26 protein-coding genes and 2 pseudogenes are annotated in these 25,889 nt (G+C 33.9%); 16 read left to right on the forward strand and 12 right to left on the reverse strand.

What is annotated here, in order from left to right:
* Nucleotides 1-107 precede the first annotated feature (107 nt).
* Nucleotides 108-1,496, forward strand: a complete 1,389-nt coding sequence (locus NST35_RS11635; RefSeq protein WP_002458603.1) for an L-cystine transporter — start codon at nt 108-110, stop codon at nt 1,494-1,496.
* Between the two features lie 119 nt (nt 1,497-1,615).
* On the opposite strand, the gene NST35_RS11640 is transcribed toward NST35_RS11635, so the two are convergent.
* Nucleotides 1,616-2,371, reverse strand: coding sequence for an NADPH-dependent oxidoreductase (locus tag NST35_RS11640; protein ID WP_002458604.1), 756 nt, complete (start codon nt 2,369-2,371; stop codon nt 1,616-1,618).
* A gap of 137 nt (nt 2,372-2,508) precedes the next feature.
* On the opposite strand from NST35_RS11640, the gene NST35_RS11645 reads away from it, so the two are divergent.
* The 5 genes from NST35_RS11645 to NST35_RS11665 all read left to right on the forward strand — a co-directional run bounded on the left by NST35_RS11645 (nt 2,509) and on the right by NST35_RS11665 (nt 7,321).
* Nucleotides 2,509-3,288, forward strand: coding sequence for a 2-keto-4-pentenoate hydratase (locus NST35_RS11645; protein ID WP_002458605.1), 780 nt, complete (start codon nt 2,509-2,511; stop codon nt 3,286-3,288).
* Between the two features lie 444 nt (nt 3,289-3,732).
* A complete protein-coding gene (ahpC, locus tag NST35_RS11650) occupies nt 3,733-4,302 on the forward strand; it encodes an alkyl hydroperoxide reductase subunit C (protein ID WP_340747311.1) in 570 nt (189 codons plus the stop codon).
* Between the two features lie 14 nt (nt 4,303-4,316).
* Nucleotides 4,317-5,840: an alkyl hydroperoxide reductase subunit F gene (gene ahpF / locus NST35_RS11655; protein WP_002437172.1), complete on the forward strand. Its 1,524-nt coding sequence runs from the start codon at nt 4,317-4,319 to the stop codon at nt 5,838-5,840.
* A 260-nt stretch (nt 5,841-6,100) separates the two neighbouring features.
* Nucleotides 6,101-6,724: an NDxxF motif lipoprotein gene (locus tag NST35_RS11660; protein ID WP_002456828.1), complete on the forward strand. Its 624-nt coding sequence runs from the start codon at nt 6,101-6,103 to the stop codon at nt 6,722-6,724.
* Between the two features lie 219 nt (nt 6,725-6,943).
* Entirely contained in the window at nt 6,944-7,321 is a 378-nt protein-coding gene (locus NST35_RS11665; RefSeq protein ID WP_002437185.1) for a hypothetical protein, read from the forward strand.
* 415 nt (nt 7,322-7,736) lie between these two features.
* Here NST35_RS11665 and NST35_RS11670 read toward each other — a convergent pair whose 3' ends face one another.
* Together NST35_RS11670 and NST35_RS11675 are read right to left on the reverse strand one after the other, a co-directional pair.
* Complete coding sequence (locus tag NST35_RS11670) at nt 7,737-8,327, reverse strand: histidine phosphatase family protein (RefSeq protein WP_002456826.1); 591 nt, start codon at nt 8,325-8,327, stop codon at nt 7,737-7,739.
* 20 nt (nt 8,328-8,347) lie between these two features.
* On the reverse strand, nt 8,348-8,980 hold the full coding sequence (locus NST35_RS11675) for a LysE family translocator (RefSeq protein WP_001830914.1): 633 nt from the start codon (nt 8,978-8,980) through the stop codon (nt 8,348-8,350).
* A gap of 162 nt (nt 8,981-9,142) precedes the next feature.
* On the opposite strand from NST35_RS11675, the pseudogene NST35_RS12560 reads away from it, so the two are divergent.
* Nucleotides 9,143-9,232, forward strand: a pseudogene (locus NST35_RS12560) (hypothetical protein); the annotation flags it as partial.
* A 219-nt stretch (nt 9,233-9,451) separates the two neighbouring features.
* Here NST35_RS12560 and NST35_RS11680 read toward each other — a convergent pair.
* Nucleotides 9,452-9,706, reverse strand: coding sequence for a GlsB/YeaQ/YmgE family stress response membrane protein (locus tag NST35_RS11680; protein ID WP_001832461.1), 255 nt, complete (start codon nt 9,704-9,706; stop codon nt 9,452-9,454).
* 221 nt (nt 9,707-9,927) lie between these two features.
* Here NST35_RS11680 and NST35_RS11685 point away from each other — a divergent pair, with 221 nt between their 5' ends.
* Nucleotides 9,928-10,188, forward strand: coding sequence for a hypothetical protein (locus tag NST35_RS11685; RefSeq protein ID WP_001830921.1), 261 nt, complete (start codon nt 9,928-9,930; stop codon nt 10,186-10,188).
* 113 nt (nt 10,189-10,301) lie between these two features.
* Nucleotides 10,302-10,474, forward strand: a pseudogene (locus NST35_RS11690) (XRE family transcriptional regulator); the annotation flags it as partial.
* Nucleotides 10,475-10,657: 183 nt separating this feature from the next.
* Here NST35_RS11690 and rpsR read toward each other — a convergent pair.
* From rpsR to rpsF, 3 genes are read right to left on the reverse strand one after another with little or no spacing between them, the layout of a single operon-like run.
* Nucleotides 10,658-10,900: a 30S ribosomal protein S18 gene (rpsR, locus tag NST35_RS11695; RefSeq protein ID WP_001831354.1), complete on the reverse strand. Its 243-nt coding sequence runs from the start codon at nt 10,898-10,900 to the stop codon at nt 10,658-10,660.
* A 44-nt stretch (nt 10,901-10,944) separates the two neighbouring features.
* Nucleotides 10,945-11,454: a single-stranded DNA-binding protein gene (gene ssb / locus NST35_RS11700; protein ID WP_001831333.1), complete on the reverse strand. Its 510-nt coding sequence runs from the start codon at nt 11,452-11,454 to the stop codon at nt 10,945-10,947.
* Between the two features lie 22 nt (nt 11,455-11,476).
* On the reverse strand, nt 11,477-11,773 hold the full coding sequence (rpsF, locus tag NST35_RS11705) for a 30S ribosomal protein S6 (protein WP_001831345.1): 297 nt from the start codon (nt 11,771-11,773) through the stop codon (nt 11,477-11,479).
* Nucleotides 11,774-12,157: 384 nt separating this feature from the next.
* Between rpsF and NST35_RS11710 the strand changes: the two genes are divergently transcribed.
* Together NST35_RS11710 and NST35_RS11715 are read left to right on the forward strand one after the other, a co-directional pair.
* Nucleotides 12,158-12,967, forward strand: coding sequence for a GH25 family lysozyme (locus NST35_RS11710; protein WP_001831342.1), 810 nt, complete (start codon nt 12,158-12,160; stop codon nt 12,965-12,967).
* Nucleotides 12,968-13,040: 73 nt separating this feature from the next.
* Nucleotides 13,041-13,232: a hypothetical protein gene (locus NST35_RS11715; RefSeq protein WP_001831355.1), complete on the forward strand. Its 192-nt coding sequence runs from the start codon at nt 13,041-13,043 to the stop codon at nt 13,230-13,232.
* Between the two features lie 232 nt (nt 13,233-13,464).
* On the opposite strand, the gene ychF is transcribed toward NST35_RS11715, so the two are convergent.
* The 4 genes from ychF to NST35_RS11735 all read right to left on the reverse strand — a co-directional run bounded on the left by ychF (nt 13,465) and on the right by NST35_RS11735 (nt 16,676).
* Nucleotides 13,465-14,562 (reverse strand): redox-regulated ATPase YchF, encoded by a 1,098-nt coding sequence (ychF, locus tag NST35_RS11720; RefSeq protein WP_001831336.1) that lies wholly within the window; start codon nt 14,560-14,562, stop codon nt 13,465-13,467.
* 11 nt (nt 14,563-14,573) lie between these two features.
* Nucleotides 14,574-14,777, reverse strand: coding sequence for a DUF951 domain-containing protein (locus NST35_RS11725; RefSeq protein ID WP_001831361.1), 204 nt, complete (start codon nt 14,775-14,777; stop codon nt 14,574-14,576).
* 20 nt (nt 14,778-14,797) lie between these two features.
* Nucleotides 14,798-15,673: a mechanosensitive ion channel family protein gene (locus tag NST35_RS11730; protein WP_002468622.1), complete on the reverse strand. Its 876-nt coding sequence runs from the start codon at nt 15,671-15,673 to the stop codon at nt 14,798-14,800.
* A 160-nt stretch (nt 15,674-15,833) separates the two neighbouring features.
* Entirely contained in the window at nt 15,834-16,676 is an 843-nt protein-coding gene (locus tag NST35_RS11735) for a ParB/RepB/Spo0J family partition protein (RefSeq protein WP_002486174.1), read from the reverse strand.
* Between the two features lie 728 nt (nt 16,677-17,404).
* On the opposite strand from NST35_RS11735, the gene NST35_RS11740 reads away from it, so the two are divergent.
* From NST35_RS11740 to NST35_RS11760, 5 genes are read left to right on the forward strand one after another with little or no spacing between them, the layout of a single operon-like run.
* Nucleotides 17,405-18,508 (forward strand): PLP-dependent transferase, encoded by a 1,104-nt coding sequence (locus tag NST35_RS11740; RefSeq protein WP_002486191.1) that lies wholly within the window; start codon nt 17,405-17,407, stop codon nt 18,506-18,508.
* Complete coding sequence (metC, locus tag NST35_RS11745; protein WP_002437219.1) at nt 18,505-19,680, forward strand: cystathionine beta-lyase MetC; 1,176 nt, start codon at nt 18,505-18,507, stop codon at nt 19,678-19,680. Before NST35_RS11740 ends, metC begins: the two co-directional genes overlap by 4 nt.
* Complete coding sequence (locus NST35_RS11750) at nt 19,634-21,472, forward strand: bifunctional homocysteine S-methyltransferase/methylenetetrahydrofolate reductase (RefSeq protein ID WP_002437221.1); 1,839 nt, start codon at nt 19,634-19,636, stop codon at nt 21,470-21,472. Before metC ends, NST35_RS11750 begins: the two co-directional genes overlap by 47 nt.
* The gene (gene metE, locus NST35_RS11755; RefSeq protein ID WP_002486187.1) at nt 21,469-23,715 is read left to right on the forward strand and encodes a 5-methyltetrahydropteroyltriglutamate--homocysteine S-methyltransferase; all 2,247 of its coding nucleotides are present in this window, start codon (nt 21,469-21,471) and stop codon (nt 23,713-23,715) included. The genes NST35_RS11750 and metE overlap by 4 nt, the downstream gene beginning before the upstream one ends.
* A 21-nt stretch (nt 23,716-23,736) precedes the next feature.
* Nucleotides 23,737-24,480: a cyclase family protein gene (locus tag NST35_RS11760; protein ID WP_001831362.1), complete on the forward strand. Its 744-nt coding sequence runs from the start codon at nt 23,737-23,739 to the stop codon at nt 24,478-24,480.
* 217 nt (nt 24,481-24,697) lie between these two features.
* Here the strand turns inward: NST35_RS11760 and NST35_RS11765 are convergent, their stop codons facing one another.
* Entirely contained in the window at nt 24,698-25,882 is a 1,185-nt protein-coding gene (locus NST35_RS11765; protein ID WP_001831350.1) for an acetyl-CoA C-acetyltransferase, read from the reverse strand.
* Nucleotides 25,883-25,889: the final 7 nt, after the last annotated feature.

A 25,889-nucleotide genomic window follows, 5' to 3' on the forward strand; every position in this document is an offset into this window, starting at 1 on the left:
AGTGAATCAGAAAACTATAAATCAACAACTTGAATTTCTTCTTAACCCCCTTTATTCTTATTACATATGTCGGAATACTAAAATTATAAAAGGAGCTATATATTGATATGGAAATACTTTTTACAGTAATTAATGTCATCGTGTTACTTGTTTTCCTAGTTATGTTAAATATTATGGCAAGAAAACACGTTTCATTCCCTAAACGCGTCTTTACCGCTTTAGGAATAGGTATCGTATTTGGCATTGTATTACACCTCATATATGGTGCAGAGTCTAAAACTCTCGAACAATCAACAGACTGGTTTAGTATTGTCGGGGATGGTTATGTTGCACTATTACAAATGATTGTCATGCCACTAATATTCATTTCAATTGTTGCCGCTTTTAGCAAAATACAAATTGGTGAAAAATTCGCTAAGATCGGTTCTTATATTTTTATGTTTTTAATTGGTACTGTAGCCATCGCAGCTATCGTCGGAATTTTTTACGCTTTGATCTTTGGTTTAGATGCATCGTCTATTGATTTAGGTAGCGCAGAACATTCACGTGGTACAGAAATTTCAAAACAAGCTAAAGATTTAACTGCAAACACTTTACCACAACAAATTCTCGAAGTATTCCCAAGCAATCCATTTTTAGATTTCACAGGACAACGTACAACTTCGACAATTGCAGTTGTTATTTTTGCAACGTTTGTGGGCTTTGCTTATCTTAGAGTTGCAAGAAAACAACCGGAACATGGAAGCTTACTTAAACGTGGTATAGAAGCAATCTATTCTATCGTTATGGCTATCGTAACTTTTGTTTTACGATTAACGCCTTATGGAATTTTAGCTATTATGGCTTCTACTCTTGCGACAAGCGATTTTTCTGCAATTTGGACGTTAGGTAAATTCTTAATTGCTTCATACGCAGCTCTAATCACAATGTATATCATCCATTTAATTATACTGAGTGTCTTAGGTATCAATCCCTTTAAATACGTGAAAAAGACAATAGAAGTACTAATCTTCGCATTTACTTCACGATCAAGTGCAGGTGCATTACCATTAAATGTTCAAACGCAAACAAAACGTTTAGGTGTACCTGAGGGAATTGCAAACTTCTCTGCAACTTTTGGTCTATCCATAGGGCAAAATGGCTGTGCAGGAATCTACCCTGCTATGCTAGCAGTTATGGTAGCACCAGTAGCAAATGTAGAAATTGACTTCCAATTTGTTGTTACACTTATTGCTGTTGTTATTATAAGTTCATTTGGTGTTGCAGGTGTAGGTGGCGGTGCAACATTCGCATCAATACTCGTATTATCTACACTTAATCTACCAGTTGCTCTAGCAGGAGTACTGATATCTATCGAACCTCTCATCGATATGGGTCGTACAGCACTTAACGTTAATGACTCAATGCTAGCTGGAACAGGTACCGCACGCTTAACAAATCATTGGGACAAAAAAACATTTGACTCAAATGATTACGGCGATTTATCTGCAAATTAAATGTAAGATAAGTTGTCATTGGTCATTACGATATACAATTATAAAAAGAGCGGGGCAAAATTTGTGTTTAAAATTCGCCCCACCCAGCCTGAGACATGTATTTCTGTCTCAGGTTCTTTTTATCTTTGAATAAATCCTGCTTTTTTCAATTCATCTAACATATCTAAACGTGTTTTACGTCCTAGAAATGTTTCTATTTGTTGTGACCAATTTTCTGTACGCACACCGTGGGTACGTTCTTTATAATATTCACTCACTACTTGGTCGTATGCTTCCAATTCTTTACGTTGTTGGTGATGATTTGCATCATACTGATCTTTATGAAAAATATGTTTAAATGGCAAGCGCGGTTTAGGTGACCCATTTTCTTCATCAGAAGGTTCACCAACTGCCATACCAAATAACGGAAACGTATAATCAGGTAAATTTAAAATTTCACGCACTCGCGCAACATCATTACGCAATGACCCTAAATAAACAATTCCATACCCCATATCTTCGGCAGCAACTGCCATGTTTTGTGCAACTAATGCAACATCTATTGTACCCACTAATAGTCCTTCTGCAGAACCATACGATGTCTCCATATTTGACGCCGCAACTTCATCTACTAAATGATGACGATAATAATCTAAAACAAATACAAATAAATAACCATTATCTAAAACATAAGGTTGACCTGACACTTCCTTTAAACGCGCTTTAATGCTTGGATCTTCAACACCAATAATAGAATAAGTTTGAAGATAACTGGATGTAGAAGCACTCTGTCCCGCCTCTACTAATTTTTCTACCGTCTCAGAACTAAGTGGTTGATCCTTAAATTTTCTAACTGAATGATGTTGTTTCATCAACTCATAAACATAATCTGACACTATACCCACTCCTATCAAAATTTACGTTATTAATTATTTTATACCCTAAATGAAGTATATTTAAATAGATTTGCACACTTCATATTTAGAAGTTATCATAAAAGTATCAATTTTCAGATAATTTAGGGGGATACAATATGACACTAACAAATAAAGAAGTTGCTAAGGTTTTATTTAAAGCTTATAGATATAAAAAACCCATCGATTTCATTAGCGAGAACTACCAATTAAACGAAGAAGAAGCATATCATGTACAAGAAGAACTAATTGACCAATTAACTTTCAAAGACCGTTCGACTGTTACAGGGTATAAAGTTAGTATGACTAGCAAGGCAACGCAAGCAATTGCTAACACTAACGAACCAGCATATGGAACACTCTTATCTAACCAAATTGTTAATGATGGTGCCTCAGTCTCTCTTTCTGAATTATTTTCACCATTACTAGAACCAGAAATTATCTTTATAGTGCAGGAAGACTTACCTTATGATGCTGATTTAGAAACAATTAGATATCATACCCGTATCGCGCCAGGCATTGAAATTCCAGATGCAAGATATAAAAATTGGTTTCCAAATTTTACTTTATCAGATTTAATATCAGATAATACCGCAACAGGACTTGTCGTAGTAGGTGACTCTGTAGACGGCCTTGATAATGATGCATTTGCTAATGTACATTTAAATTTATATAAAGATGATAAATGTATCGCCACAGGAGAATCATCCGAAGTACTCGGAAATCCTTTAAACGCTATTCATTGGCTAATTAAAAAACTACACACGCACGGCAAACAACTTAAAAAAGGAGATATCATTTCATCTGGAACTTTTATATCTCCATTAAAATTAGAATATGGCACGTACCGTGCTGAATATAGTGGTATCGGTAAGGTGTCATTTTCGGTTAATAAATAAAGTAAGTTTAATAGGGTTATTTTCACAGAAAGTCATAACAACTTGTGGAAATAACTCTTTCTGTTTTATACAGATGCTAAAAAGGGAAATCCATGTATGATACATGTTATTATATATATGAAGTAGTAATAAAATTACACTTCATTATCAATAAAATAACCATAGTTGAGAATGATAACTGAGATTCAATGTCATACACATTTGAAAATTTCAGTTTCACATTGGATTTTCAACTTTTTTCACTCGTTATTCTTTAATTAATGAAGGATTTAAAATGGCTTAATTATAGCTTTTTTATACTTTCATAGATTTTAAGAACTTCTAAAGTTGACTATTCAATGCCAAGATGTAATAATACTAAACAAGAGATTAGAATTATTATAAACAAACAATTATTTTTAAGTAATTCTAATTAACACTTAACTTTTCAGGAGGAATTTATCTATGTCTTTAATTAACAAAGAAATTTTACCTTTCACAGCACAAGCTTACGATCCAAAAAAAGATGAGTTTAAAGAAGTTACTCAAGAAGATCTTAAAGGTTCTTGGAACGTTGTATGTTTCTATCCTGCTGACTTCTCATTCGTATGCCCTACTGAATTAGAAGATTTACAAAATCAATACGCTAAATTACAAGAATTAGGTGTTAACGTGTACTCAGTATCAACAGATACACACTTCGTACACAAAGCTTGGCATGACCATTCTGATGCAATCAGCAAACTAGAATACAGCATGATTGGTGATCCTTCTCAAACAATCACTCGCAATTTCGATGTGTTGGATGAAGAAACTGGTCTAGCACAACGTGGTACTTTCATTATCGACCCTGATGGTGTGGTACAAGCAGCAGAAATCAATGCTGACGGAATCGGACGTGACGCAAGTACATTAGTTAACAAAATTAAAGCCGCTCAATATGTACGTCAACATCCAGGTGAAGTTTGCCCAGCTAAATGGGAAGAAGGTTCAGAATCATTACAACCTGGTTTAGACTTAGTAGGTAAAATCTAAGGAGGCATTAAAATATGCTTAATGCTGATTTAAAGCAACAATTACAACAATTACTTGAGCTTATGGAAGGCGACGTTGAATTCGTTGCCAGCCTAGGCTCTGATGATAAATCAAACGAACTCAAAGAATTATTAAATGAGATGGCTGAGATGTCAGCACACATAACAATAACTGAAAAATCTTTAAAACGTACACCAAGTTTTTCAGTTAATCGCCCTGGTGAAGAAACAGGTATTACCTTTGCTGGCATACCTTTAGGCCATGAATTCAACTCTTTAGTATTAGCTATACTACAAGTGAGTGGTCGCGCACCTAAAGAAAAGCAATCCATTATTGATCAAATTAAAGGGCTCGAAGGTCCATTTCATTTCGAAACCTTTGTAAGTCTTACTTGTCAAAAGTGTCCTGACGTCGTTCAAGCATTAAACCTAATGAGTGTTATTAATCCTAACATTACTCATACTATGATTGATGGCGCTGTTTTCCGTGAAGAATCTGAAAACATTATGGCAGTTCCTGCCGTCTTCTTAGATGGTCAAGAATTTGGTAATGGACGCATGACAGTTCAAGATATTTTAACTAAATTAGGAAGCACGCAAGATGCCTCTGAATTCAACGATAAAGATCCTTATGACGTGTTAATCGTTGGTGGCGGACCTGCAAGTGGTAGTGCTGCAATTTATACAGCACGTAAAGGGCTACGTACAGGTATTGTCGCTGATCGAATTGGTGGTCAAGTTAATGATACTGCTGGTATCGAGAACTTCATCACTGTTAAAGAAACGACAGGTTCAGAGTTCTCATCAAATCTTGCAGAACATATTGCACAATATGATATTGATACAATGACTGGTATTCGTGCTACAAATATCGAAAAAACAGATTCAGCTATTCGCGTAACTTTAGAAAATGATGCTGTTTTAGAAAGTAAAACTGTCATCATTTCCACAGGTGCAAGTTGGCGTAAACTAAACATCCCAGGCGAAGACCGTCTAATCAATAAAGGCGTGGCTTTCTGCCCTCACTGTGACGGACCTTTATTTGAAAATAAAGATGTTGCTGTCATCGGTGGTGGTAACTCTGGTGTAGAAGCAGCTATTGATTTAGCCGGCATCGTTAAACACGTAACATTATTTGAATACGCTTCTGAATTAAAAGCTGATAGCGTATTACAAGAACGTTTACGCTCACTACCTAATGTTGATATTAAAACGAGTGCTAAAACAACAGAAGTAATTGGTGACGATTACGTTACAGGTATTAGCTATGAAGATATGACTACCGGAGAGTCACAAGTAGTTAATTTAGATGGAATATTTGTACAGATTGGATTAGTTCCTAATACATCTTGGTTGCAAAATGCTGTCGAATTAAATGAACGTGGCGAGGTTATGATTAATCGCGATAACGCAACAAACGTTCCTGGTATCTTTGCAGCTGGTGACGTTACCGATCAAAAAAATAAGCAAATTATTATTTCTATGGGTGCTGGTGCTAATGCCGCACTTAATGCATTCGATTATATAATTAGAAATTAATTTTTAAAACGTTATTTATCATAAATATTTTAACTTCACAGAGTTCCCATGTTGGAGCTCTGTTTTTTATTATAAAAAAGCCTATTGAAACAGGTATATCATTCATATAATCCGCCATAATTTAGTCATATCTTAGTCATATCTAACAGTAAATGTAGTTCTAAAATATTCAAATATTTTTCGATAAATGATACTCTAATAGATGTATAAATTTAAAACACTGTTTAATGATAGAGACGTAAAAGGAGTTACTCAATTCTATGAAAAAGAGAGTCATTACATACTTGATACTAGCGTTGTCTTTAACACTTGCAGCATGCTCAAATACGAACGATAACAATAATCAAGAGCATCACAGCAACGCTCATGCACCTAAAAACGCTAAAACTTTAAAGGAAAAAGATATCTTTTCTTCAAACAAAAAGGGACAAAAAATTAGCGAAAAAGAGATGAAGCAAGCTTTAGAAAAATATTTACAAGCGAATAGCGATGTACTTGATAATAAGTATGTCATGCAACATAAATTAGATAAACAAAGTGATAGTAATCCTAAAATCACAGAATCACAAGCTGATCGTCTTAGCAAGTTATCCAATTTAGCAGTTAAGAACGATTTACATTTCAAAAAATTTATAAAAAACAATCACATCCCTGAAGAATATAAAGATCCAACAGATCGCATAATTAATTATTTTCACGCTTTAAATAGTACCATTTCAAATGTAGATGAAGACATTGAGAAATTAAACTACCAACCACAAAATTCAATTAACGTTGTTGATGTAGCCACAAAATATTCAGGTGATGTAAATAAAAAACAACAAGATAAAATTACTACTTTCCTTAAGAAAAAAGGAATAGACACAGAAGTATTTAATAAATAAAACAAAATGTTTTTTCTATATCACATTATTTTACTTGCCCAAAAAAGATGTTGTACTAACATCTTTTTTGGGCTTGTTTTTGATATTCGAGTTAATTTCATCACCCCATCTTTTTGAAACATGCCTTCGCTATTTTGACAATTCAATATATTTATTACACAATAAAATTAATATAGCATATATATTTTTTCTAAATAAAAAGAAATGAGGAAAATCATTATGAAGATACGTTTAACATTTATTATCTTAGCAATACTATCCACCATCGGCTTAGTACTTGTTTTAGCAAAATATCCAACAGGCCCACACACAATCAACTATAACGAACCTTATACAGTACTCATAGCCATTACGACAATAGTTATAATGGCTTTACCAGCACTCATATTAGGTATATTTAATCATCTTGCATGTAGAATCATATCGGCGATATTACAAATAAGTGCACTGATGATGTGGGGGTTTTTAGTAATCATTAGCTTAATTATGGGACAAATTGTCATTATGCTTATGGCTTCCTTAACGATACTTGCATTACTTGTTAGTTCTATTGTCACACTTTCAGTGCACCCATCTACTTCAGATAAAATAAATTAATCAAATAAAGGGGCAAGAAAGGTAGAATTTACAGTGAAATTCTCTTTGTTGGGGCCCATCCCCAACTTGCTTTGCTTGTTGAATTTCTCAGTGAAATTCTCTTTGTTGGGGCCCCATCCCCAACTTGCTTTGCTTGTTGAATTTCTCAGTGAAATTCTCTTTGTTGGGGCCCCATCCTCTTGTAAAAAATGGTTTGATATGTGTGTATATTTTTAATTCTATCATTTGACTGATTGTATGTTATGAAAGCCTGGGACATCGATAATCTATGCCCCAGGCTTCACTCACAATCCTATATTATATATAACAATATTGCTACGGTTGTTTATAGACATCAATCATATCTTTTGATAGAGAATTAATATCAATTTAGCCAGCAATTACAATTTTACAACTCAAATGATTATATATGTATTCAAAACTTCATTTCTTCTTTAATTAAATATGGATAGCAATTATGAATTTCCGTCGTTAAGGCTTCTTCCTTAGTTATCATTTTAAAATAGACGAAAAAACATCTAATTACAACTTGGTGCGCAACTATCACTACACGTCTCTGCTGTTGATTAAGCTCATTTTCAATGAAAGTAACCACTCTATCATAGACATCTTGATAACTTTCTCCTTGTGGTGCTTTTTGCGAAAAGCTATGTCTAAAGTATTTATAATTAGGATCACGGAAATATTTTTCGAACCGTTTGTCTTTACAAACTTCTTCTTTATTTTTACCTTCAAAAACACCTAACGAACGCTCTCTTAACGTCTTTGTATATATTGTTGGAATATCATAAGGAAATAGCTCCTCATACGTTTGCCTTGTTCTTTTTAAATCTGATACATATACATTGTCAATGTATTTATTTTTAAAATAAACAGATAGTTCTTTAGCGCTTTTTATACCCCTTTCCGTCAAAGGGACGTCTAACTGTCCACAAAAATATAGATACCCGTGTTTATTATCATAATTGGACTGTGACTCACCATGCCTCACTAAATAAATTTCCATTCTGTCTCCTCATTTCTGACTTAGCTACTTTTACTTAATAATAAATTAATAGATAAGCCAATTAAAACAAACCCTACAATATAATCAAATATAGCCTTGAATCTCGGTCTGCTGAATAATAATTTAATATATTGAAAGATGAATACACAAAATAAAAACCATAAGCATATAACTACAACAACTGAAAAAGCAAATAACGCAACTTCAGATTTCATATGTATATTACCGTTAGAAAGGAACTGCGGGAATATACTAACATAAAATAATAAAGCCTTAGGGTTAAGACTTGTACTTAAAAAACCTTGTCTAAAAGAAGTGATATAACTCACATTTCTGACATCAGCTAAAGCTTGTTTACTAAAATCAACAGAACTGTGCGCACTCAAAATACTTTTGATTCCGAGATAAATAAGATAACAAGCACCCAATATTTTTATTGTTAAAAAAACAAAGTGTAAACTCGTAAGTATGTATATAATTCCAAAAATAGCTAATGAAGAGTATAAAATATGCCCCGTAGTAATACCAAATGCAGCCATAAAACCATTCATTTTACTTGAATTAATAGTGTTTTTCATTACAATAATGAAATCTGGCCCAGGTACTATAATAATCAATAATGTGATAATGATAAATGTAATTAAACCGTCCATAAGAAACCTCCTCGATGTCGTTTTACAATTCATTATTACATATCACCAATGGCGAATGAAACCGAACAGATGCCTTTAAATCAAAGTAATAATTTTCTCAATTTTGTTGGAAATTTTAAAAATCAAAACCTTTAATGTTGTCAGATAAATAGCAATCTGATAATATTAAATTGTAGTTATTTAGTAACTACAAAGTCTTTTATATTCATGAACATAATACTCCTGGATGGCGTAACCCAGCGCCATCCTTTTTTATGTTTTATAACATGAAAAAAGCACCCACACCATTTTTATTGGTTTGGATGCTTTGATAACTATAATTAATGTAACTCAAACGATTAGACATCATCAACATCTATCATTGAGTTACGTGCGTATAGATAAACACACATGCTTTAATTGTGTTAATTGATTACTTTCAAATAATCAAGCAACACATTTTCTACCTAAATTAAACTTAATCTATACTTATTATTTTTTTCTTAGTGCTTTTAAAATTAATGAAATAATAAAGATTAAAATAATTGAACCTAATAATGCTGGAAAGATGTGAATTTTACCTAATTGTGGTCCCCATTCACCTAAAATCATAGTACCAACCCATGATCCTACAATACCAGCAATAATATTTCCTAGAATACCTCCTGGTACGTCTTTACCTAAAATTAAACCTGCGATCCATCCAATGATACCGCCGACAATAATCATACCTATTAATCCAAACATAATTGATTGTCTCCTTTACTTATATATTTTATTCACTAGTATGAGATACCCCATGTCAAAAATGATTAAACGTTTTGTAGGAATTTTTAGTTTACTGATACAAGCTATTTTGTTTTTATTTTTTCAATATTTATTATTATCAACCTCAATCCTATTATGTTAAGCTATTAAAGATGACTAAAATGAACTATTTATAAAAATATTTAAAGTAGGTATTTTACATGCAACATAAAAATAAATTTCAACGTATTAACCAAATTATACAAGTTATAGGTTTCCTTTCATTTTTAGCAATTCTCACTATCATTACACTTAACTTTTTTATAAAAGGACACTTACAAGGTCATTTTGAAATAGGTTTTAATATTCAAAGTAATCAAGTCTATGTAGTAACGACACTAATCATAGTTACAATCATCTGTACTATATTATCAGCTATTCTAAACATGCTTTCTAATAAAAAACAAAATTACAAACATTAAATGTTAATGATGGTGCTACAACTTCAAAGTATAACCCCATAGGTATACTAATTGATAAAATGACATCTTGATGTCAACGTAGATACTTTCATCATGAATAGAAGATGTGGCACATAAATTTACATATTTTATATAACTTAAGAACTAAAAGACATATAGAGATTGAAGAATTAACTACTCAACTTAACAAGAAAAATGGCACGCATAACAAACCTCTTCAAATTTGGGAATGGTAAACTATTATCATCAATCAATATTTAAAGATGTTATGCACCTAACCATTTTTCAACGCATAATCTTAACTCATTTTGGGATTCAATCTCATAACATTACTGAAATATCGTCGAAGGATATGTATCTAAAAATCTAGCTTTCAAATTCACTGCTTTTTCTGCCCTTTTTAAATATTCCAAAACACAAAAACAACCCCGTAAGCCTATACTTACGGGGTTTTACAATAAATAATATATTATTGTTCTTCTTTAACATATGGTAATAAAGCCATATGACGAGCACGTTTGATAGCTGTAGTCAACATACGTTGATATTTCGCTGAAGTGCCTGTTACACGACGTGGTAAAATTTTACCACGTTCTGAGATAAAACGTTTTAATAATTCAGTGTCTTTATAGTCGATGTGTGTAATACCATTTGCTGTGAAATAGCATACTTTTTTACGACGACGTCCGCCTCTTCTTGGTCCACCTGCCATGGTTAACTGCCTCCTTTGACTCATTTTATTTTATTCGTTCATTATTAGAATGGTAAATCATCATCACTGATATCAATCGGTCCATTAGCATTTGCAAACGGATTATCCGACTGATTTGAGTTTGATGAATTATTGTTGTTGTAAGATGTATTTTGTCCTGATTGCTGACCACCAAATCCTTGACCGTAGTCTTGGAAATTATTGTTCTGTGAACGTTGGCCACCATGTTGTGCATTTTTAGGTTCAAGGAACTGAACACTATCACATACGACTTCAGTAACAAAAATACGACGACCTTCTTGATTTTCATAACTACGTGATTGTATGCGACCATCAACGCCAGCTAAACTACCTTTAGACAAGTAGTTATTTACATTTTCTGCTTGTCTACGGAAGACTACACAGTTAATAAAGTCAGCTTCTCGTTCCCCTTGAGCATTCGTGAAAGTACGATTAACTGCTAGAGTAAATGTCGCTACACTTACGCCTGAGGGTGTGGTTCTGTATTCTGGATCTTTCGTTAGACGACCTACTAATACAACTCGATTTAACATTTAAACGCCCCCATCTAAATTATTACTTATCTTGGTCTTCACGAATAACGATGTAACGAATGATATCATCATTAATCTTAGCTAAACGTTGGAATTCGTCAGTTGATTTATTGTTATCAGTTTTAATACGTACGATGTTATAGAAACCTTCTTTGAAATCATTGATTTCATAAGCTAGGCGACGTTTACCCCAGTCTTTTTCTTCTAAAACTTCTGATCCTTCTGAAGCTAAGATACCATTGAAACGTTCAACTAACGCTTTTTTAGCATCCTCTTCAATGTTAGGACGTACGATATACATAATTTCATATGTTCTCATAGTTTATTTGCACCTCCTTGTGGTCTATACGGCTTATCAATATTTAATGTGATAAGCAAGGAATAATTTTCATTACTCACAGAAAAGAATTATAGCATAGAGCTTTACTTTTTACAATCAATTTCAGATGAATCTTACCCTTAAATATTGATGAGCATTATTTATTTTTGAAAATATCAATACATATTATTGGTTTAAGACTCCTCTGAGACTGCCCTCGTTGTTCAAACGCAATCATCCTATTTATGTTATACATTACTTTATATTCAAATTATATTAATGTTACTTAATAGATAGTTGATACTTCATTTTAGTTATAATAACATCAAAATTATATTTCATATAATTGCACTTAATATTAAATTCATTATAAAGGAGTCGTTTATGTTAAAGAAATTTTCTTACTCAATCATTTCACTTTCAATTTTCGCTACTAGCCTTAATTTTATAGATACTCAAGCACAAGCGTCTTCATCTTCTGTAAGCGAAAAAGGTACAATGGGGTATGGCTATCAACAATACTTAAAAGACCATCCTAAAAAGCAAACTCATAAAACACAAAATCGTTCTACTTTCTCTGCTGAATCTAATATTACTGAAACAAATAATGGTGAAAGAGTCTTAGATATTTCTGAATGGCAAGGACTTTTAACTAATGAACAAATAAAACAACTAAAGAAAAATTATGATTTTATTATTTTAAGAGCACAGTACGGTTCAGAATACGTTGATAAGACTTTTGAAAAAAATGCAGAATTATTAGAACAAAATAAAATGAAATACGGCGTGTACTCTTATAGCATGTACGAAAGTCCAAAAGATGCACGTTATGAAGCTAAAACTTTATCTCAACGTGCTCCCAAAGCCGCCTTTTACATTAATGATTATGAAGAACAAACCGTTAAATCCGGAGATGATGAAACAGCGACACAAGCATGGGCAAACGAAATGAGAAAGCTTGCTGGAAACAAGAAGATCCTTTTTTATTCATATGAAAATTTCATGTTAAATCATGCATCAAATGCTGTCAGTTCATATGATGGCTACTGGTTAGCAGCATATCAAGCTGAGGAACCAAAACGAGAGAAAGTGCTATGGCAATATACAGATAGTTACTACTCTCCTGAATTAAATCAAAATGTCGATGCAAATTATATTGACGAAAATGTGAATTCGTCTTGGTTCACTTCATAAATACGAACACATACGAACAAAAACACTTCACTTTAACGAACGTTTGTTCTAAAATACATATGAGGTGTTTTTCATGAGATTAAATTTAGATTGGAATAAAGATTTCCAAGAGTTTCAAGATATCTTAAATAGTGGCATTCACCCAGAATGGCTATACTGCGCTAAAGCAAATTTAGTTCTCGAACCCGCATACACTGGTGAAGGCAAACAATTTTTTAGTACACAAGACATCATTAAAGCAAGCAAAATCATTCCATTTTTTTAAGAATTTGGAATCCTTACATAAGAGCAATGAAAGTTTGATGGAAAGCTTCATTGCTCTATTAATAAATAATTCTATTTCCTAACTACAAATGATTGCATCATTAGTAATTATCATTGTAGTATGCTGACTAATTTATCTCCTAATTTTCAATTTTATTATCAAAAAAACACCCTAAAACTAGAATTTGCTTCTAATTTTAGAGTGCCTCATTAATATAAATACATGCTTTAAGTTAAACATTAAAACGGAAATGAACAATATCCCCATCTTGCATGATGTAATCTTTACCTTCTAAACGTTGTCTTCCCGCTTCTTTAGCACCATTTTCGCCACCATGTTGTACATAATCTTCATAGCTTGTTACCTCTGCACGAATAAAACCACGTTCAAAATCAGTGTGAATAATTCCAGCACATTGTGGTGCGGTCATTCCTTGTTTAAATGTCCAAGCGCGCACTTCTTGCACACCGGCAGTAAAGTAAGTAGATAAACCTAACAAATCATATGTTGTTCTAATGAGTCTGTCTAAACCTGGTTCTTCGATGCCTAAATCTTCTAAGAACATTTCTTTATCTTCATCATCTAATGTAGCGATTTCTTCCTCGATTTTTGCACTAATAACGATAACTTCTGAATCTTCGTTTGCTGCATATTCACGAATTGCTTTCACTTTATCATTATCTTTATCTCCAATTTCATCTTCACCAACATTAGCAATGTATAACATTTTCTTAGATGTTAATAACTGAGCTTGATTAACCCACTTTTGATCATCCTCATTGAAATCAATACTGCGTACTGGTTTACCGTCTTCTAACGCTTCTTTAATTTGTGTTAATATACGTAATTCCATCTCAGCTGTTTTATCTTTTTGACGAGCCATCTTCTCTATTTTCGGTAAACGTTTTTCAACAGATTCTAAATCTGCTAAAACAAGTTCCATATTAATGACTTCTATGTCATCAAGCGGATTAACACGCCCTGATACATGTGTTACATTCTCATCGTCAAACGCACGAACCACCTGACATATAGCATCTACTTCACGAATATGTGAAAGGAATTTATTTCCTAAACCTTCGCCCTTAGATGCACCTTTAACAATACCTGCAATATCAGTAAACTCAAAAGTTGTAGGAATTGTTTTTTTAGGTTGAACCATTTCTTCTAATTTTATTAAACGTGAATCTGGCACTTCAACGATACCAACATTGGGATCAATCGTTGCGAAGGGATAGTTTGCTGCTAATGCGCCAGCTTTAGTAATTGCATTAAATAGGGTAGACTTACCTACGTTAGGCAAACCTACGATACCTGCTGTTAAAGCCATTATTCATTCTCCTAACTTTCTTTGTCTTGATGAGATTCAAGAACTTTTTTCATTTTCTTATTAAACACTTGCCGTGGAATCATGACACTGCGCTGACAATGTTCACATTTAATACGAATATCAGCGCCCATTCTAATGATCTTAAAACGATTCGTTCCACATGCATGTGGTTTTTTCATTTCTACTATATCATTTATTCCATACTTTGACGTCATGAAATGACCTCCAATGATGATTAGCTTTTTCCTTCATTATAATTTGAAATGACTGGTTGTGGCATGCGAATACCTTCTTGTCTAAACATTTTTTGAGCTTCCTTACGAATAATACGAGCGCCTGAAAATCCTTCACCAGGAATTGTTTCTGCTGAAATTCGTATAGTAACCTTATTAGATTCTATCGCATCAATACCATCAACAACTGGATCGCTGACAAATAAGTAATATTTACTACGTAAAGAAACAAATAAACGATTGAGTTTCTTTTCAACTTGATCTATATTTTCATCAACTGATACTGGTAGTTCTACAATAGCAGTCCCATTTGTAATTGAAAAGTTCGTAATTTCCCCCATGCTACCATTAGGTAAAATAGTCAGTTCTCCCGAAATTGTATTAATTCGCGTTGATCTTAAACCAATAGATTTCACAGTACCTTCTGCTACCGTAGTTCCTGAACTATTGATTTTAACATAGTCACCCACATCAAATTGATTTTCAAAGATAATAAAGAAACCTGTAATAATATCTTTTACTATCGTTTGCGCACCGAAACCAACTGCAATACCTACAACTCCAGCACTAGCGATGATACCTTCGACGCTAATACCAAACTTACTTAAAATTGTTGTGATAACAACAAACCATACGATATATTTTACTATGTTTTGTACAAGAGAAATCAGTGTTTTTGAACGTTTTTTATTTCCTTTTTTGCTTTTATTTTGAATTTTAAATGCTTGCTCAATAATCTTATTCAAAATTGCTATAACAACAATCGCTACAAGGATATAAATTAAAATCATTATTACTTTAGTAATTAAATTTTCATATGTTTCAACCTTTGTTAAAGGTTCGAACAATGAAGATAAAATATGTTTAAGTTGATTCATATAAAATATGCCCTCCCTTTCATTTTTTTCATAATTCATTTATTATAACTTAATTTATTCATTTAGATAATACGTCTATGGTTTTAAAATACTATCCTTTTGAGGTATATTTATAAAACTATGTATATGCTTCCTATTTCTATTTATAAAGGCTAACTTTTTAATATTCCTTATAATCTTTATTAAGTTGACGAATCAAGCGTTTGAATTCTGCTTCAGATTTAAATTCAAACGTGATTTTCCCGACATTTTTAGATGTCGAAATATCTACTTTCGCACCATATTGCTTTTTTAAAAATCTTTCCTGCTGTTGAATCATTTTAGGTTTACTTTCCTTAGTCTCTTTGTCAACTTTCCTTGAGATGTCTTTACTGACTAAACCATTGACGTACTCCTCTAAATACCTTACACTCCAAGACTCCTGAGCGGCTTGTTTTGCCGTCTTTTTTATTTTACTGGCGTCTTTCAAAGTTAATAACGTACGCCCATGAGCACTAGATAACGCCCCGTGTTGAACCATTTGAGCAACATTTTTAGGTAACTGTAATAACCTAAGCATATTGGCAATATAAGGACGTGACTTACCTAATCGTCTCGCAACCTCTTGTTGTGTAATATTCAAATCTGTCATCATTTTTTTATAACTTTCTGCTTCTTCAATGGCATTTAAATCTTCTCTCTGTAAATTTTCAATAATTGCCAATTCCATCATATCTTCATCAGATAGTTCTTTAATAATAGCTGGCACTTCTGTTAATCCCGCCAACTTAGATGCTCTAAATCGTCGCTCACCCACAACAATATAGTAACCTTGAACAGTTTGACGTAATACAATAGGCTGTAATATACCATGTTGTTGAATTGATGAAGCTAAATCATTGAGTCGTTCTTCTTCAAACGTCTTACGTGGCTGATAAGGATTAGGTCTAATTAATTCTAGTGCAATAAATTGCACACTATCATCATTATTCATTTTCAACCTCTGATCATCTGTATATACCATCTCTTTTCCACATCTTTCTATCTTAATTTAAGTATCTCTAATGAATAATCAATCCTCATTGATTCATTACTTATTTTAAAAAAGTTCAATCCAATAATACAAGCCTTTCAAATTAATACTAATGGCTTAATATGAAGCTTATTACGTCACATATTTTCAGATGTATTTCTGATAATAAATTAATTGTTAAATCAAAATTTTCAGAAAAATCATTGACAAATAAATTCAAACTATGTAATCTATGTATTAACAATTTTAAAAGCATTTTACACACTGTAAAAAGGAAAGTAAAACTTACACTGCTTATACAGAGAGTCTTCACACGCTGAGAGAAGGCATTGAAAGAAAGTTTGAAAATGGCCTTGGAGTGTTGATGCCAATATGAGGTATCAACGGGTTCGCCCGTTATAGCGATACAGTATTAACATTGATGTTAAATGGCGTACTGGAAATTTTATACGTCACAATTTATCGTTAATACTCATTTATTCACATATGGATTAAATGAGTTTTTGTTTTATTTAATGATGTTACGATAAAAAGATTGTGTATCAGCTATTTTCAGTATACTGTTTTAACACTATGGCGTACTGATTGAGGTTACTTTAGCAATAAAGTAGCAAACAAAGGTGGTACCGCGAAGTTTAAGCTTTCGTCCTTTACATCCGAATCATTCGGGTCTAAAGGACGGAAGCTTTTTTATTTTTACTGAATAGGAGGAGCTAGCTATGAAGGATACAGATTTAGCTCAAATTGCTTTAACACAAGATCACACTGGCGCAATTGCCAATCCAATATATTTATCTACTGCATATCAGCATCCTCACCTAGGTGAATCAACAGGCTATGATTATACACGAACTAAAAATCCAACAAGAACAGCCTTTGAAGAAGCTTTTGCACAACTTGAAAAAGGCATTGCTTCATTTGCTACTTCCAGTGGTATGGCGGCGATTCAGTTAATATGTAATATATTCAAACCAGGTGATGAAATTCTCGTTGCATTTGACCTATATGGTGGAACATTTCGGTTATTCGATTTTTACGAAAAACAATATGGTTTGAAGTTTAAATATGTAGACTTTTTAAATTATGAAGAAGTGGAAAAAAACATCACTCCACAAACTAGAGCATTATTTATTGAACCAATCTCAAATCCACAAATGATTGAAATTGATGTAGAAACATATTATATCCTTAGCAAAAAACATCAACTATTAACAATTATCGACAACACTTTTTTAACACCTTATCTTTCGACACCACTCGAAGAAGGTGCAGATATCGTTCTGCATTCAGCAACAAAATATATTGGCGGACATAACGATGTGTTAGCTGGAGTTGTAACTGTTAAGGATGCTCAATTAGCTGAACAATTGAATCAATTCCATAATATGATTGGAGCAACTCTATCACCTCTTGATAGTTATCTTTTACAAAGAGGTCTAAAGACATTACATCTTCGCATAGAGCGTTCCCAAGAAAATGCTCAAAAACTTGCACAACGATGTCGCCAGTCAGATTCAATTGATGAAGTTTTATATAGTGGACGAACAGGCATGCTTAGTTTAAGACTGAACCAAGCATATAGCGTCGCTAAATTTTTAGAAAATTTAGAAATTTGTATATTTGCAGAAAGCTTAGGTGGTACAGAAACATTTATCACCTTCCCTTATACACAAACACACGTGGATATGCCAGATGAGGAAAAAGACAAACGTGGAATTGATGAATATCTCATCAGATTGTCCGTAGGTATAGAAGACTATAACGATATAGAAGCTGACATAATTCAAGCATTAGAGAATTCTAAAGTAGGAGTGATTTCATGAGTTTATCTAAAGAAACAGAAGTAATATTCGATGTGCGTAGAGGTAAAGACTACGACTCAGCTAACCCGCCACTTTACGATTCATCTACATTCCATCAAAAAGTGTTAGGCGGTGAGACTCAATATGATTATGCACGAAGTGGTAACCCTAACCGAACTTTACTTGAAGAGAAACTTGCACGTTTAGAAGGTGGTAAATATGCATTTGCTTATGCTTCAGGCATTGCTGCAATTTCAGCCGTTTTACTCACATTAAACGCAGGGGATCATGTTATTTTACCTGATGATGTTTACGGGGGCACATTTAGATTAACTGAACAAATACTCAATCGATTCAATATTGAATTTACTACAGTTAACGCTACACATATAGATCATATCACTGAAGCTATTCAATCAAACACAAAACTCATCTATGTAGAGACGCCTTCAAATCCACTTTTCAAAATTACAGATATTCATGCTGTAGCAACGCTAGCAAAGGAACATAAGATACTATTAGCTGTTGATAATACGTTTATGACACCTTTGGGTCAATCACCTTTAGCACTAGGCGCTGACATAGTTATTCATAGTGCAACTAAATTTCTAGGTGGACATAGCGATTTAATTGCAGGTGCAGCAATTACTAATAATAGAGAGGTTGCAAATGCATTGTACTTATTACAGAACGGCACGGGCACAGCCCTTTCTGCATATGATAGTTGGGCACTTGCAAAACATCTTAAAACATTACCAGTTCGTTTTAAACAATCTGTTCATAATGCTGAACGTCTTGTTCAATTTTTGAGTCAAAGAGAGGAGATTTCTGAGGTGTATTACCCAGGAAATAATCCTACACATCTCAAGCAAGCTTCAACTGGAGGTGCAGTGATAGGTTTCCGACTTAAAGATGAATCTAAAGCACAAAAGTTCGTCGATTCTCTTACTTTACCACTTGTATCAGTGAGTCTCGGTGGTGTAGAAACTATCCTATCACATCCCGCAACAATGTCTCATGCAGCAGTGCCAGAAGATGTGAGACGTGAACGTGGCATCACTTTCGGGTTATTCCGTTTAAGTGTAGGTCTTGAGAATCCAGAAGAACTCATCGCAGATTTTAACTACGCTTTAAAGGAGGCTTTCAATGAGTCATTTACTGAACCAATTAAAGAGCAACGTTTTAGTAGCTGATGGCGCTATTGGAACAATATTCTACTCGGAAGGTCTTGATACTTGTCCGGAATCCTACAATCTTACTCATCCAGATAAGGTCGAGCGGATTCATCGTTCTTATATCGAAGCTGGTGCAGACGTCATTCAAACGAATACGTATGGTGCTAACTTTGAAAAATTAAAGTCCTTTGGTCTTGAACATAAAGTTAAAGAAATTCACCAAGCTGCAGTTCAAATTGCTAAACATGCAGCAAATGAGGACACAATTATACTTGGAACGGTAGGTGGATTCAGAGGCGTCCGGCAAGAGGATATCAGTCTTTCAACAATTCAATATCATACAGAACTTCAAATCGATACATTAATTGATGAAGGTGTAGATGCCCTTCTATTTGAAACTTATTACGATTTAGATGAATTAACTCGCATCGTCACTGCTACACGACAAAAATACGATATTCCAATCATCGCTCAACTCACCGCTTCAAATACGAATTACTTAGTTGATGGCACTGAAATTAATGCGGCATTGAAATACGTAGTTGAATGTGGCGCCAATGTAGTTGGATTAAATTGTCACCATGGCCCACACCATATGCAACGATCATTTTCACATATAGAACTTCCTAAACATGCGTATTTATCGTGTTATCCAAACGCTAGTTTATTAGATATCGAGAATAGTGAATTCAAATATAGTGATAATGCTCAATATTTCGGAGATATAGCTCAAGAATTAATTAATGAGGGAGTCAGATTGATAGGTGGTTGTTGTGGTACAACACCTGAACATATTCGCTATATTAAATCAGCAGTTAAACATTTAAAACCCGTTAAAGATAAAAAGGTAATCCCTATTAATAAAGCTTCATCTCAAAAGCAAACGCGAGTTCTTAAACAAAACCTTACTTCTAAAGTTAAAAATGGCCCAACAGTCATCGTAGAACTTGATACACCTAAACATTTGGATACTGATACATTTTTCGATAATGTAGGAAAATTAGATGAAGCTGGCATAGATGCTGTTACATTGGCGGATAATTCATTAGCTACCGTAAGAGTGAGTAACATCGCAGCGGCAAGTTTAATTAAACAACGCTACGATATTGAGCCTCTTGTACATGTAACATGTCGTGACCGTAATTTAATAGGATTACAGTCTCATCTCCTAGGTTTATCACTCATTGGTGTCAATGAAATACTAGCTATTACCGGAGATCCTTCTAAAGTAGGCCATTTGCCTGGAGCTACAAATGTCTATGACGTGAACTCAAAAGGCCTTACAGAACTTGCACTAAGATTTAACAAAGGTATTAACACTGACGGCGATGCGCTGAAAAAACATACTAACTTTAACATCGCTGGTGCGTTTGATCCTAACGTACGAAAATTAGATGGAGCCATTAAACGACTTGAAAAGAAAGTAGCAAGTGGCATGAGTTATTTCATAACTCAACCCGTTTATAGTAAAGAAAAAATTATTCAAGTATATGAAGAAACAAAACATTTAAATACACCTTTCTTCATAGGTATCATGCCAATCGCAAGTTATAACAACGCACTTTTCTTACATAATGAAGTGCCTGGCATCAAAATGTCAGACGATGTACTTAACCAATTCAAAGCTGTTAAAGATGATAAAGAAAAGACTAAAGAATTAAGTTTAAGACTTTCCAAAGAACTCATTGATACAGTACATGAATACTTCAACGGTCTGTACATTATTACACCTTTCCAAAAGGTAGATTATTCATTGGAACTCGCAGCATACTCTAAATCAATCACTGCCAACAAGGAGGCAATATTATGACAACAATTAAAACTTCAAACTTAGGATTCCCAAGATTAGGTAGAAAAAGAGAATGGAAAAAAGCAATCGAAAATTATTGGGCACATAAAATTGACAAAGCAGAATTAGATCAAACACTGACTGATTTACACAAAGAAAATCTTTTACTTCAGAAAAATTATCATCTTGATAGCATTCCAGTTGGGGATTTCTCTTTATATGATCATATTTTAGATACGTCTTTATTGTTCAATATTATCCCTGAACGTTTCCAAGGACGCGAAGTCAATGATGATTTATTATTTGATATTGCTCGTGGTAACAAAGAGCATGTTGCAAGTGCACTTATTAAATGGTTTAACACCAACTATCACTACATTGTACCTGAATGGGACAACGTAGAACCTAAAGTTGAAAAAAATACGTTATTAGAACGTTTTAAATATGCACAATCAATTAATGTAAATGCGCATCCTGTAATTGTTGGTCCTATCACATTTGTAAAATTATCAAAAGGTGGTCATCAATCGTTCGAGGAAAAAGTTGAAACATTACTTCCTTTATATAAAGAAGTTTTACAGTCACTTGTAGATGCAGGTGCTGAGTATATTCAAATTGACGAGCCTATTCTAGTGACTGATGACAGCGAAAGTTATGAAGACATTACTAGAAAAGCATACGACTATTTCGCAAATGAAGGTTTAGGAAAATATCTCGTCATTCAAACTTACTTTGAACGTGTTCACTTAAAATTCTTAAGTTCATTACCAGTGGGCGGTTTAGGATTAGATTTGGTACACGATAACGGCTATAACTTAAAACAAATTGAAGATGGTGATTTCGATCAAAGTAAAGCACTTTATGCAGGAATCATTGATGGCAGAAATGTATGGGCGGCTGATATTGAAGCAAAAAAACAATTAATCGAAACATTACAACAACACACACAACAGTTAGTCATTCAACCTTCATCATCACTTCTACATGTTCCAGTATCACTAGATGATGAAACACTTGATGAATCTATTGCAGAAGGATTAAGTTTTGCTACTGAAAAGTTAGACGAATTAGATGCATTGCGTCGCTTATTCAATGATAATGACCTGTCAAAATATGAACATTACAAAGCACGTTATGAACGCTTCCAAAGCCAATCATTTAAAAATCTTGAATACGATTTTGAAAGTGTACCGACACATCGTAAATCACCATTTGCTAAACGCAAGCAATTACAAAACCAACGTCTAAATTTACCAGATTTACCTACGACTACGATTGGTTCATTCCCTCAAACTCGTGAAATCCGTAAATTTAGAGCAGATTGGAAAAATAATCGCATTACAGATGCTGAGTATCAAGAATTTTTACAAAATGAAATCGCTCGTTGGATTAAAATCCAAGAAGATATTGGTTTAGACGTACTTGTACACGGTGAGTTTGAGCGTAACGACATGGTTGAATTTTTTGGGGAAAAACTTCAAGGTTTCCTAGTAACAAAATTCGGTTGGGTACAGTCTTACGGTTCTCGTGCAGTTAAACCACCAGTTATATATGGAGATGTGAAGTGGACTGCCCCACTTACTGTAAAAGAAACAGTATACGCGCAAAGCTTAACTGACAAACCAGTAAAAGGTATGCTTACAGGTCCAGTTACTATTTTAAACTGGTCATTTGAACGCGTAGACGTACCTAGAAAGGTTGTTCAAGATCAAATTGCCTTAGCCATTGATGAAGAAGTGTTAGCTTTAGAAGAAGCAGGTATCAAAGTCATTCAAGTTGACGAACCAGCGTTGCGTGAAGGCTTACCTCTACGCTCTGAATATCACGAACAATATTTAGAAGATGCTGTACATTCATTTAAATTAGCGACATCATCTGTGCATGATGAAACACAAATTCATACACATATGTGCTATTCTCAATTTGGACAAATCATTCATGCTATCCATGATTTAGATGCAGATGTTATTTCTATTGAAACTTCTCGTAGTCACGGAGACTTAATTCAAGATTTCGAAGATATTAATTATGATTTAGGAATTGGATTAGGTGTTTACGATATTCACAGTCCACGTATTCCAACCGAAGAAGAGATTACTACTGCAATTAATCGTTCATTACAACAAATTGATCGTTCTCTATTCTGGGTTAACCCAGACTGTGGTCTAAAAACACGTAAAGAAAATGAAGTGAAAGATGCATTAACAGTGTTAGTCAATGCAGTTAAAAAGAAACGTCAAGAATCTGAATCAACAACAGCATAATACGAGCTAGAGGTGAGGCAAATGTCACAGTATCCACTTTGGAATCAATTAAATACTTTAAAAGAGGCTCAGTGGGTCGATTTAACACATACTTTCGACCCAAATATCCCTCGTTTTAGCGAATTTGAAAAAGGTGAAGTCTCAACGCTATTCAATGTTAAAGATCATGGGTTTTATGTACAACGTTGGAGTATCGTAACTCAATATGGAACACACATTGATGCTCCAATCCATTTCGTTGAAAATAGAAGATATTTAGAAGAATTAGATTTAAAAGAACTTGTTTTACCATTAATTGTTTTAGATTATTCTAAAGAAGCTGCACAAAATTCAGATTTTATCGTATCACGTAAACATTTAGAAGATTGGGAACAACAACACGGTCGCATTGAAGCAGGTACTTTTGTCGCATTACGTACTGATTGGTCAAAACGTTGGCCAGATATAGAAAAATTTGAAAATAAAGATGTAGATGGCCATCAACATCTTCCAGGTTGGGGCCTTGATGCATTAAAATTTCTCATTGAAGAACGTGGTGTTAAATCCATAGGTCACGAAACATTTGATACTGATGCCTCAATTGATACAGCTAAAAATGGTGATATTGTTGGCGAAAGATATATCTTAGGTCAAGACACATTCCAAGTCGAATTACTTACCAATTTAGATCAATTACCTACCAGAGGTGCAATTATCTATGCAATCAGCCCAAAACCAAAAGATGCACCAGGCTTTCCAGTTCGTGCATTCGCAATAAAACCTTAATTGATGTCTTTCATCTAGCGTTCTCAACCACGTGGTGGTTCAAGTGGTGCACAACCGCTATGATATTATTCCATCAATGTTCATCATCATAATATTTGAATAGCAATGAACTCTTTCTAACTAAGTAAAAAGCTATAAACGAAGTTTTTAAAACGACTTCGTTTATAGCTTTTTTAATACACACTTTTATGATATAAAAACCGTGCTCCACTAAATGTTAAACTTCATATTTAGATACAACCGTAGCGATACCTTGACCGCCACCGATACATAAAGATGCCACACCTGTTGGCTTAGCATCACTTAATTGATGTAATAATGAAACTAAAGTACGCGCACCCGAAGCCCCTATCGGATGTCCTAGTGCAATCGCACCACCATTAACATTGACTTTATCTTGCGGTAATTGCAACTCACGGTTTACAGCAATTGATTGCGCTGCAAAAGCTTCGTTTAATTCAAAAATATCAACATCATTTATCACTTTATTAGAACGTTTTAAAGCTTTATGTATCGCTTCAACTGGACCAATACCCATAATTGAAGGCGCCACACCACTCGCACCAAAACTATCTAATACAGCTATAGGTTGTAAGCCCAATGCTTTCGCTTTGTCCTCCGTCATAACGAGCATAGCAGCAGCACCGTCATTGATACCGGATGCATTACCAGCAGTTACTGATCCATCTTTTTTAAATGCTGGACGGAGTTGTGCTAACTTATCAATTGTCGTTTGAGGTCTAATGCCTTCATCTTGAGAAATAATTAGGGGGTCGCCTTTACGTTGTGGTACCTCTACAGGTACAATTTCAGCATCAAATACACCAGCTTGTTGTGCACGTGATGCTTTTTGTTGAGAATCGAATGCAAATTGATCTTGTTCTTTACGACTAATCTGATACTGTTCAACTAGATTTTCGGCTGTGATACCCATATGGTAATCATTAAACTTATCAGTTAAACCATCAGCTATCATACTATCTTCTAAAGTTTGATTTCCCATTTTAAAACCGAAACGACTATTTTTAAGAAGCATTGGAGATTGAGACATACTTTCCATGCCTCCAGCGATAACAATCTCATTATCTCCCGCTACAATAGATTGATAGGCAAGTTGAATCGCTTTTAATCCAGAACCGCAAACTTTATTTACAGTAAAAGAAGGTACCGCTTCTGGCACACCACCATGAATCGCAGCAATACGAGCAGGATTTTGTCCTTGACCTGCCTGTAATACGTTTCCTAGAATAACTTCATTGATTTCATTAGGATCTATTTGACTATGTTCTAAAATTTGACGAATAACTGTTGCACCTAGTTCATAGGCAGGTATATCCTTAAATACACCACCAAACACGCCTATAGGTGTTCGATATGCTTCAGCTAATACTATGCGTGACATGTCATAT

The sequence above is a fragment of the Staphylococcus sp. FSL W8-0304 genome (assembly GCF_038006565.1).
Lineage (GTDB): Bacteria > Bacillota > Bacilli > Staphylococcales > Staphylococcaceae > Staphylococcus > Staphylococcus epidermidis.

Bases quoted from the DNA above. Each gene is read 5' to 3' on its own strand.
- NST35_RS11635 (WP_002458603.1), top strand. From the start codon at position 108: ATGGAAATACTTTTTACAGTAATTAATGTCATCGTGTTACTTGTTTTC.
- NST35_RS11645 (WP_002458605.1), top strand. From the start codon at position 2,509: ATGACACTAACAAATAAAGAAGTTGCTAAGGTTTTATTTAAAGCTTAT.
- ahpC (WP_340747311.1), top strand. From the start codon at position 3,733: ATGTCTTTAATTAACAAAGAAATTTTACCTTTCACAGCACAAGCTTAC.
- ahpF (WP_002437172.1), top strand. From the start codon at position 4,317: ATGCTTAATGCTGATTTAAAGCAACAATTACAACAATTACTTGAGCTT.
- NST35_RS11660 (WP_002456828.1), top strand. From the start codon at position 6,101: ATGAAAAAGAGAGTCATTACATACTTGATACTAGCGTTGTCTTTAACA.
- NST35_RS11665 (WP_002437185.1), top strand. From the start codon at position 6,944: ATGAAGATACGTTTAACATTTATTATCTTAGCAATACTATCCACCATC.
- NST35_RS11670 (WP_002456826.1), bottom strand. From the start codon at position 8,327: ATGGAAATTTATTTAGTGAGGCATGGTGAGTCACAGTCCAATTATGAT.
- NST35_RS11675 (WP_001830914.1), bottom strand. From the start codon at position 8,980: ATGGACGGTTTAATTACATTTATCATTATCACATTATTGATTATTATA.
- NST35_RS11680 (WP_001832461.1), bottom strand. From the start codon at position 9,706: ATGTTTGGATTAATAGGTATGATTATTGTCGGCGGTATCATTGGATGG.
- NST35_RS11685 (WP_001830921.1), top strand. From the start codon at position 9,928: ATGCAACATAAAAATAAATTTCAACGTATTAACCAAATTATACAAGTT.
- rpsR (WP_001831354.1), bottom strand. From the start codon at position 10,900: ATGGCAGGTGGACCAAGAAGAGGCGGACGTCGTCGTAAAAAAGTATGC.
- ssb (WP_001831333.1), bottom strand. From the start codon at position 11,454: ATGTTAAATCGAGTTGTATTAGTAGGTCGTCTAACGAAAGATCCAGAA.
- rpsF (WP_001831345.1), bottom strand. From the start codon at position 11,773: ATGAGAACATATGAAATTATGTATATCGTACGTCCTAACATTGAAGAG.
- NST35_RS11710 (WP_001831342.1), top strand. From the start codon at position 12,158: ATGTTAAAGAAATTTTCTTACTCAATCATTTCACTTTCAATTTTCGCT.
- NST35_RS11715 (WP_001831355.1), top strand. From the start codon at position 13,041: ATGAGATTAAATTTAGATTGGAATAAAGATTTCCAAGAGTTTCAAGAT.
- ychF (WP_001831336.1), bottom strand. From the start codon at position 14,562: ATGGCTTTAACAGCAGGTATCGTAGGTTTGCCTAACGTAGGTAAGTCT.
- NST35_RS11725 (WP_001831361.1), bottom strand. From the start codon at position 14,777: ATGACGTCAAAGTATGGAATAAATGATATAGTAGAAATGAAAAAACCA.
- NST35_RS11730 (WP_002468622.1), bottom strand. From the start codon at position 15,673: ATGAATCAACTTAAACATATTTTATCTTCATTGTTCGAACCTTTAACA.
- NST35_RS11735 (WP_002486174.1), bottom strand. From the start codon at position 16,676: ATGGTATATACAGATGATCAGAGGTTGAAAATGAATAATGATGATAGT.
- NST35_RS11740 (WP_002486191.1), top strand. From the start codon at position 17,405: ATGAAGGATACAGATTTAGCTCAAATTGCTTTAACACAAGATCACACT.
- metC (WP_002437219.1), top strand. From the start codon at position 18,505: ATGAGTTTATCTAAAGAAACAGAAGTAATATTCGATGTGCGTAGAGGT.
- NST35_RS11750 (WP_002437221.1), top strand. From the start codon at position 19,634: ATGAGTCATTTACTGAACCAATTAAAGAGCAACGTTTTAGTAGCTGAT.
- metE (WP_002486187.1), top strand. From the start codon at position 21,469: ATGACAACAATTAAAACTTCAAACTTAGGATTCCCAAGATTAGGTAGA.
- NST35_RS11760 (WP_001831362.1), top strand. From the start codon at position 23,737: ATGTCACAGTATCCACTTTGGAATCAATTAAATACTTTAAAAGAGGCT.
- NST35_RS11765 (WP_001831350.1), bottom strand. From the start codon at position 25,882: ATGTCACGCATAGTATTAGCTGAAGCATATCGAACACCTATAGGCGTG.